The sequence below is a fragment of the Prevotella sp. oral taxon 317 str. F0108 genome (genome assembly GCF_000162415.1).
In the GTDB taxonomy this organism is placed as follows: domain Bacteria; phylum Bacteroidota; class Bacteroidia; order Bacteroidales; family Bacteroidaceae; genus Prevotella; species Prevotella conceptionensis.
On record NZ_GG740072.1, the window covers coordinates 1,683,442 to 1,688,411 of the forward strand.

The 4,970-nt window shown below is 41.8% G+C and carries 6 protein-coding genes, 1 tRNA gene and 1 pseudogene; 4 read left to right on the forward strand and 4 right to left on the reverse strand.

The window, feature by feature from the left end:
- Window positions 1-58 precede the first annotated feature (58 nt).
- The 3 genes from asnA to HMPREF0670_RS06480 all read right to left on the reverse strand — a co-directional run bounded on the left by asnA (window position 59) and on the right by HMPREF0670_RS06480 (window position 3,480).
- The gene (gene asnA / locus HMPREF0670_RS06470; RefSeq protein ID WP_009230349.1) at window positions 59-1,096 is read right to left on the reverse strand and encodes an aspartate--ammonia ligase; all 1,038 of its coding nucleotides are present in this window, start codon (window positions 1,094-1,096) and stop codon (window positions 59-61) included.
- A 198-nt stretch (window positions 1,097-1,294) separates the two neighbouring features.
- Complete coding sequence (locus HMPREF0670_RS06475; protein WP_009230350.1) at window positions 1,295-2,146, reverse strand: hypothetical protein; 852 nt, start codon at window positions 2,144-2,146, stop codon at window positions 1,295-1,297.
- Window positions 2,147-2,160: 14 nt separating this feature from the next.
- Window positions 2,161-3,480, reverse strand: a complete 1,320-nt coding sequence (locus tag HMPREF0670_RS06480) for an AAA family ATPase (protein WP_009230351.1) — start codon at window positions 3,478-3,480, stop codon at window positions 2,161-2,163.
- Window positions 3,481-3,743: 263 nt separating this feature from the next.
- Here HMPREF0670_RS06480 and HMPREF0670_RS06485 point away from each other — a divergent pair.
- The 4 genes from HMPREF0670_RS06485 to HMPREF0670_RS06495 all read left to right on the forward strand — a co-directional run bounded on the left by HMPREF0670_RS06485 (window position 3,744) and on the right by HMPREF0670_RS06495 (window position 4,651).
- Window positions 3,744-3,817: transfer RNA gene (locus HMPREF0670_RS06485), tRNA-Arg, on the forward strand.
- A gap of 224 nt (window positions 3,818-4,041) precedes the next feature.
- On the forward strand, window positions 4,042-4,263 hold the full coding sequence (locus tag HMPREF0670_RS06490) for a DUF3791 domain-containing protein (RefSeq protein ID WP_009230352.1): 222 nt from the start codon (window positions 4,042-4,044) through the stop codon (window positions 4,261-4,263).
- Window positions 4,260-4,433 (forward strand): DUF3990 domain-containing protein, encoded by a 174-nt coding sequence (locus HMPREF0670_RS15625; RefSeq protein ID WP_009230353.1) that lies wholly within the window; start codon window positions 4,260-4,262, stop codon window positions 4,431-4,433. The genes HMPREF0670_RS06490 and HMPREF0670_RS15625 overlap by 4 nt, the downstream gene beginning before the upstream one ends.
- A complete protein-coding gene (locus tag HMPREF0670_RS06495) occupies window positions 4,430-4,651 on the forward strand; it encodes a hypothetical protein (RefSeq protein WP_009230354.1) in 222 nt (73 codons plus the stop codon). Before HMPREF0670_RS15625 ends, HMPREF0670_RS06495 begins: the two co-directional genes overlap by 4 nt.
- A gap of 112 nt (window positions 4,652-4,763) precedes the next feature.
- Here HMPREF0670_RS06495 and HMPREF0670_RS17040 read toward each other — a convergent pair.
- A pseudogene (locus HMPREF0670_RS17040) lies at window positions 4,764-4,970 on the reverse strand (hypothetical protein); the annotation flags it as partial.

Here is a 4,970-nt window from a genome sequence, read left to right on the forward strand (position 1 = left end):
GCGAAGAGCAATACAAGGAACATCAATTGAACCTTTGCGGGGAATTTTTAGAACATGCCTATATCAACGGCATACCTGCGGCCTGGCATTCGGCTCGCATTTCGTCGCTCCAAATGCTAGCTTGTATCTCGCCCACGTGTGCTTTCTGCAATAACACCATGCACAAGCGGCTTTGTCCGATACCACCGCCGATGCACAAAGGCAGTTTGCCCGACAACAACTGACGATGGAAATACAACTCTGCACGAGTCTGCTGCCCCATCATTTCTAACTGCCGCAATAAGGCATCTGCATTAACACGAATACCCATCGACGACAACTCAACCGAACGTCCCAACACGGGATACCATATCAATATGTCGCCATTTAGCCCCACGTGGCCGTCTTCTGCCAATGTCGACCAATCATCGTAGTCGGGTGCGCGGCCATCGTGCCGCTTGCCATCGCTCAATTTTCCGCCAATGCCAATGATAAACACCGCCCCATACTTCTCGCAAATGGCGTCTTCGCGCTCTTTCGGGGTGAGATGGGGGTACATTTGCAACAATTCTTCGCTGTGCACAAAGTGTATTTCGGGCGGCAAGAAAGGCTGTATGGCAGGATAGGTTTCGCAAGTGAGATACTCGGTGCGCAATATCGCCGCGTATATACGGCGCACGGTCTGTTTCAGAAAGCTGAGCGTGCGCTGTTCGGGCGTGATAACCATCTCCCAATCCCACTGGTCTACATACAACGAATGCAGGTTATCCAACTCTTCGTCGGCACGAATGGCGTTCATATCCGTGTAAATGCCGTAGCCAGGCTTTATCTTATATTCGGCCAATGTTAGGCGTTTCCACTTGGCCAACGAATGCACCACCTCGGCACGCGCGTCTCCCAAGTCCTTAATGGGGAACGTAACGGGGCGTTCGATGCCGTTAAGGTCGTCGTTAATGCCCAATCCTTGCATCACGAAAAGCGGTGCCGTAACTCGGCGCAAGCGCAGTTCGGTGGAGAGATTTTGCTGAAAAAAGTCCTTAATCACCTTTATAGCCTGTTCTGTTCTCACCTTATCTAGTAGGGCATGGTAATGTTCTGGCCGTATCAATGTGCTCATAGGTCGAAATGTTATTTTGCTGTACAAAGGTAGCAAAATAAACAATAAATGGGAAACAGGCTGGAATAAATGTAACAAAAATCTAGAAATTTAGATACAAAATTTCTACAAAACAAGCATGTAATCATGACGGGAGTTTCGTCATAATATCAAATCTGTACGGTTTGACGTACTGCAAATATTCATCTTATTATTTTATTATTTCTTCTGCCGCATGTGCCTTTGGAAATAAAAACCAAACCACCTATACTCGTACAAGGTTTCCCAATATAGTCGATGGCAAAGCCGTTTCACCTCATTTAGTTTTAAGGGAGTGTCCATAAGAATCTCTTCACGCAGACTCCGTTTCGATTCTGCCCTAGCATCCTTAATTTCTTCCATCGAATGAGAAGACAACAAATAGGCCCATGCTTTTCTAAAAAGACATAAATTTTCTGTTTCTAATTGCAAGACGTCTATGGTATGCTCGTATTTTTGGGAGCAAGTAATCAGTCCGTCTCTTTCATATATCATGTTTTCTTCCTTATAGAAGAAAATAGGAAATATCCTTTCTTTGCCTCGCACATTGTTGCAACAAGCATGAATATTATACAGACATTCATTGTCGGGGTCATCGGTTCTGTAAATGCCTCCACTACAAGAGAGAACAAGATTTTCGTAAGCACAAAAATGGGGATAGGGACGAGCATGTCGCAAACGCTGGGTTTTGTTATCAATAACCAATGCCCTAACATTTTTCCTTAAATGAGGCACATTGGCAAAGTAAAACGCAAGGTCGGAATCGTTCACTTTATGTGGCATAACATGTTCAATGGTACACATCCGCCTGTCTCCCAGATTTAGTTTGCGCATGCAATAGCAGCAATACCCGTTCTGTTCAGAATAGAGCAAAGCCCGAATTCCATGGTTAGCGTTAAATGACTTCAACGAGTTAAAATCACAGTTTACATATTTGCCTACCGATGAATTCCAACCTTCATTTAAGAACTTGTTCAACAAATGATGTGCTTTCTTACGGTATTTTCTATTTCGTTTATTTATCCATTGCATATTATTAAAGGTCTTTAAATTTCTTTATTAATGTCGGCAATAATCTTCTCAAATGTACTTTCAGATAGAAGTCCCTTTAATTCGGTTTCTTTTAATTTACGATTAGCACTATCTCCTCGTCTTGCGGCGCGTATAATAGCCCTTTTCAGGTAATTGACATCCTCGTTAGTCGGATTTATCCCCATGACATCCACAAGACCAGCATTATAATCAATTCCATACAAATCGGGTAAAACGTGTGGTTTATTCTCACCAGAAACAAGCCGCAAAACTTGATTTTTATGTTCATCAGACTTCAAACTAGTTATTATTAGTGGGGAATGCGTGGTCACTACAAACTGAATTGCAGGGAACACGGCTCTGAAACGCTCTAGCACTTCAATAGAGAGTGATGGATGAAGATGCAAATCCACTTCATCAATCAACACCAAACCTGTAGTCTCATCAGGATTGTTCCTATTTAAAAGATAAGAACGATAGGCAAGGTCAAGCACAATACTATACAGACGATGGTATCCTGCCGGCAAAGCTTCAAAGGGAATCTCCTGTCCTGATTTTAGTCTCACCCACAGTTCAAGTTTTTCGGCACCATTATAGTCCAACATAAGTGTATCTATTTCAAAACTATTGTCGCCATCTATGTTAATTGTTCTTGAAAACGACTTTAATGCATTCAAGACATAAGAGTTCTCTTTTACAGCTGCAGAATGCGTCTCCTTTAACGACATACTTTTTGCCATAACGTTCAACAATCTCATTTGCCAAATAACTGTACATGCTGTTTCATTGTCCCATTGATAATATCCAAAATTCCTGAGAATATCTGTGGTTTTACTAATTTCATTTCTTGCAAAAGAAGATATATTTGTTTGCTTGTGCGGAAAAGAGTCAGAGAAGTAAGCAAGCAAAGGCAACCTTCCCGTTCTTGTTGACATTTCCATTAATTTACGATAAGCGTCAACATATTTTGAGGGATATAGCGACGCACCAAAAATAGACTTTTTATACATATCCCATGAAATGTCTTCACCCTCGAAAGTCATTTCGCCATGAAAATTAGCATAAGAAACGGCCTCACTATTTGCATTAAAGCGATAAAACTCATCTTGCTTAATTGAAGTCATCTTCAAGTCTGGGTTTCCTGCCGAGAGGAAATGGTCACCCATTGAGCGGTCATTGGTAAACATGAAGTTCATTAGGTAAACTAAACTTTTAATCAAAGATGTTTTACCTGCGCCATTTCGACCAATGATAACATTAATTCCTTCAGCAAGCTGAACGTCAAATTGCTTAAAACAAGAATAGTTATCTATCGTTACTCTTCTTAGAAACATGATCTTGAAAATTATATGAAACTATTTTATTTATATAAAACCGAAAATTCAAACATTGCTTTAACTTTAACAGCAGGATGAGCTTAACAGGCACAACAAAGATAGTAATTAATACTGAATAAACAAGCATTATCGAAAAAACAATTCCGAGGAAGACAATACCTCTGTCTAACGAAATGAAAATTTAATGTTCATAATTTCGTTGCACCACATTTGCTCAAACCAACAAAAATGCTTACTTTTGCAGCGCAATAAGTAACAAAGGCCTCGTAGTTCAGCTGAATAGAACGCAGGATTCCGGTTCCTGAAGTCGTGGGTTTGAATCCCGCCGGGGTCACAAAAGGGGAATGCTGGGGCGTTCCTCTTTTTGTTTATCCTCATTCATAAATACGGAAATTCTCTACTTTACAACTTGGTTTCCTCACATTATTTTCCTATTTTTGTAATCGAAGTAGGCGATGTGCAAGCTGTTTATCAGCAAATCGCCCTATTAAGGTGTGGTATTCGCAATCTAACATATAGAAATAAGCGGTATGCCCTATATTATATAAGGAGTGGAACATGGAATATAGTACGGAAGAGAAACTAGAATGGATAGTCTACTTCATCTATGAGTTTGGGAAGAAGTACGACCTAACAATGAAACAGGCCTTTGGCTATTTGCAGCGGTTTAAGGCCATCGACTTCATTGACAAGCACTATGGCTATGCCCATACACAATCGTTTCGCACAATGGTAGACGAGCTTTCACAGTATTGTCGCAGAATGGGAGGGTCGTTATGATGAGGCTTTATCACGGAACAACGAGCGACTTTGGCGAGATAGACCTCACGAAGTCTAAGCCCAGCAAAGATTTCGGGCGCGGCTTTTACTTGTCTGCCGAGGTGGAACAGGCCAAAGACTTTGCCCAAACACGTGCGCTTTTGTTAGTAGAACACCTGAAAAGACTATGACAGAGAAAGAAGAAATGAAAGGTTTTTTGGTGAAAGAGTTGGCAAAACAGCTAATAGCCAACGACAACACCCTATCAATAGAACAGGCTTTAACGCTCGTCTTAAACTCAGAAACATACGAAAAGCTGATGGACGATGCCTCAAAACTTTACTATCAAAGCCCTGGATATGTGTTCTCGTTCCTGCAAACCGAGTTGAAAACGGGAAAAATGGGATAGAACGAACGCCCGAACCTTCGCCTAACACACTTGCCTTGCAGGCTAACGATTGGCGTTTCGCCCCATCGTGCACGCCATTTTGGCGCTTTTGACATGGCATTCGTGCACTTCGCTAAGTCGTTTTTTCAAAGCAACCCACTCGCTGCTGCTCCCCTCTTACCACTGAAATATCATTTACTTCCACCCCACTCCGCGTAAAAGATTTTGCCCTTTTGTTTCGCCTTTTTGAAACATTTTGTATCTTTGCAAAAGCAACTGTACGCCCAAAGCCTTGTCCTTGGCAACGGCCAAAGGCGCGCAGCGGTTCTTTTTCTCCAAT

Coding starts and splice junctions, on each gene's coding strand:
- asnA (WP_009230349.1), bottom strand. CDS start 1,096: ATGAGCACATTGATACGGCCAGAACATTACCATGCCCTACTAGATAAG.
- HMPREF0670_RS06475 (WP_009230350.1), bottom strand. CDS start 2,146: ATGCAATGGATAAATAAACGAAATAGAAAATACCGTAAGAAAGCACAT.
- HMPREF0670_RS06480 (WP_009230351.1), bottom strand. CDS start 3,480: ATGTTTCTAAGAAGAGTAACGATAGATAACTATTCTTGTTTTAAGCAA.
- HMPREF0670_RS06490 (WP_009230352.1), top strand. CDS start 4,042: ATGGAATATAGTACGGAAGAGAAACTAGAATGGATAGTCTACTTCATC.
- HMPREF0670_RS15625 (WP_009230353.1), top strand. CDS start 4,260: ATGATGAGGCTTTATCACGGAACAACGAGCGACTTTGGCGAGATAGAC.
- HMPREF0670_RS06495 (WP_009230354.1), top strand. CDS start 4,430: ATGACAGAGAAAGAAGAAATGAAAGGTTTTTTGGTGAAAGAGTTGGCA.